Annotated in this window: 2 protein-coding genes; both read right to left on the bottom strand. The window is 65.8% G+C overall.

Annotation, left to right across the window (positions count from 1 at the left end; translation table 11 throughout):
• The coding region (locus EN781_RS32810; protein WP_127400737.1) for an NAD(P)-dependent oxidoreductase at positions 1-488 on the bottom strand (488 nt) is incomplete at its 3' end.
• Positions 485-1,241, bottom strand: a 757-nt coding sequence (locus EN781_RS32805) for a dTDP-glucose 4,6-dehydratase (RefSeq protein ID WP_145965801.1), incomplete at its 5' end; no start/stop codon positions are given. The genes EN781_RS32805 and EN781_RS32810, both read right to left, overlap by 4 nt.

Raw genomic sequence — 1,241 nt, 5'->3', positions numbered from 1 at the left:
GTCTCGACGAAGTTCCTGCCGAAAGGGCTATAGAGCCACGCCGTGCGCAGGATCAGATGACGCGGATTGGCCGCCGCCACCGCCTGTTCGCCGGCAAGCTTCGAAGCGCCATAGGCATTGAGCGGCGCGGTGGCGTCGGTTTCGACATAGGCGCCGTCCTTGGTGCCGTCGAAGACGTAGTCGGTCGAAAGATGGATGATGGGAACGCCAAGCCGCGCCGCCGCCCCGGCGACGGCACCGGCCCCGGTGGCGTTCACCGCAAAGGCCATTTCCTTCTCGTCCTCGGCCTGGTCGACAGCGGTGTAGGCGGCGGCAGAGACGACGACATCGGGCCTCGATGCCGCCAGCGCATCAAACACCGTGTCGGGCTGCGCCAGGTCGAGTCGCGGCCGGCCTACGGCAACGACCTCCACGCCCTCCAGCCCGCGCCCGGCTTCAAGCAGGCTGGCAACGACCTGGCCTTCGCGCCCGGTCACGACAAGCCTCACGCCGCGCCCTTCCTGTTCTCGGCCTGGCCCAGCCGCTCGCCGGCATAGCGTTGGTCGCGGATCGGCCCCCACCACCATCTGTTGTCGAGGAACCAGTCGACAGTCCTTGCCAGGCCGCTGTCGAAGTCCTCCGTCGGCGACCAGCCGAGGTCGCGGCCGATCTTGGAGGCATCGATCGCGTAGCGGCGGTCATGACCCGGACGATCGGTGACGAAAGTGATCAGGTCGCGATAGCTGCCGCCGGCGGCGCGTGGCCGTCGACGGTCAAGAAGATCGCAGATCGTCTCGACGACGCCGAGATTGCTGCGTTCCGAATTGCCGCCGACATTGTAGCTTTCGCCCGTCCGCCCCTTCGTGGCGACAAGCTCCAGCGCCTTGGCATGGTCCTCGACATAGAGCCAGTCGCGCACATTGGCGCCGGCGCCATAGACCGGCAGCGGCTTCTCGTCGAGCGCGTTGAGGATGACCAGCGGGATGAGCTTTTCAGGGAAATGATAGGGCCCGTAATTGTTCGAGCAGTTGGAAAGGACCACCGGCAGGCCATAGGTCTCGTGCCAGGCCCGCACCAAATGATCGGAGGCGGCCTTCGAGGCGGAATATGGCGACGATGGCGCATAGGGCGTCTCCTCGACAAACATGCCACCGTCGAAGGGGAGATCGCCGAACACCTCGTCGGTCGAGACCTGATGGAAGCGGAAGCGGCGCTTGCGCCCTTGCGGCAGGTCACGCCAGTATTCCAGGGCCGCATTCAGC

The organism is Mesorhizobium sp. M4A.F.Ca.ET.090.04.2.1 (assembly GCF_003999085.1).
Lineage (GTDB): Bacteria > Pseudomonadota > Alphaproteobacteria > Rhizobiales > Rhizobiaceae > Mesorhizobium.
The sequence above is the reverse complement of the archived record's forward strand: the minus strand, read 5'-3'. Positions and strand labels throughout refer to the sequence as shown.